1 pseudogene is annotated in these 1,357 nt (G+C 38.8%); it reads right to left on the minus strand.

The features are described from left to right. Positions 1-32 precede the first annotated feature (32 nt). Positions 33-1,357: pseudogene (locus AALA56_RS10040) on the minus strand (IS3 family transposase); the annotation flags it as partial.

A 1,357-nucleotide genomic window follows, 5' to 3' on the forward strand; every position in this document is an offset into this window, starting at 1 on the left:
TGATCTGACCCCAAAAAGTTGGACACAATATTTTAATTGAAGGATTGCGTTCTGTATTGCACAGGACTCAGTCCTTTTAGTTTAACTTTGATTCGTTTATTGTTGTAATAATCGATGTAGTCTGAAATAGCGAGTTTTAGCTCATCAATAGACTTAAAAGTCTTCTCAAATCCATAAAACATCTCAGACTTTAAAATACCAAAGAAAGATTCCATCATCCCATTATCCAAACTGTTTCCCTTGCGAGACATAGACGGTCTCATGCCATGTTCCTCTAAAAACAGATGGTACGAAGCGTGCTGATATTGCCACCCTTGGTCACTGTGAAGAATCGTCCCTTGATAGGTTTCCTCTGGAAAGGCTTCATTAAGCATTGTCCTAAGTTGTTCCAGATTAGCTGAGGTGGATAGATTATAGGCAATGATTTCACTGTTATAGCCATCAAGAACAGGTGACAAGTATAACTTCTGGTCACTGGCAGGAATGGCGAACTCTGTGACATCTGTATAGCACTTCTCAAACGGTTTAGAGGCATTAAAGCGGCGTTTAATGAGATTGTCATCTTTCTTACCAACCTCTCCCTTGTAGGAATTATAGCGACGCCTAGCACAAATTTTAGCCTTCAATCCGAGTTCTTTCATTAAGCGTTGAACTTTCTTGTGATTGACATTGTAACCACGATGCTCAATTCAAGGTGAATACGGCGATAGCCATAGCGTCCTTTATGTTCGGTGTAGATGTCTTGAATAATTTCTTTAAGTTCGGCATCTTTATCTTCTGAAGATAGGCGTTTCAACTGGTAATAGTAGGTTGAACGAGATAATTTCAGAATATCAAGTAGCACTGGCAGTGAGAACTCTGGAATCAATCTTCGAATAATTTCTGTTGCTCTTTGAGCTTTGCTTCGTCCCTCAAGCGGTATTCTCGTAGCTTTTTTAGCACGGCATTCTCCGCTCTAAGGTATTCTAGTTCTTCTTGAAGGCGTTCCAACTCCGTCATTTCTTCTGGTTTCTTCTTTGGTTTACGTCCCATTTTAACAGGTCTCCCTCGTTGTTTCTCAACAATAGTATACCCGTTTTTCTTGTATTGTGCTATCCAATTTGACAATGTTCCACGATTTGGTACGGCATATTCTAGTGATACCTCACCTTGTGAACGTCCTTTTAAGAAAACTTGATTAATCATTTCTAGTTTGAGTTCAGGTGAATAATAGTGATTTTTAACCTTACGCACACTTTCAAAGCCGTGTTTTTCTATCAGACGAAAAATATATTTAAGACCAGATTGATTGACTCCGAATTTATCAGAAAGATGTGGCCAAGACCAGCCTGATTTACGTAAATGATAAATTTCTACT

Source organism: Streptococcus hyointestinalis (assembly GCF_041225505.1).
GTDB classification, from domain to species: Bacteria; Bacillota; Bacilli; order Lactobacillales; family Streptococcaceae; genus Streptococcus; species Streptococcus hyointestinalis_B.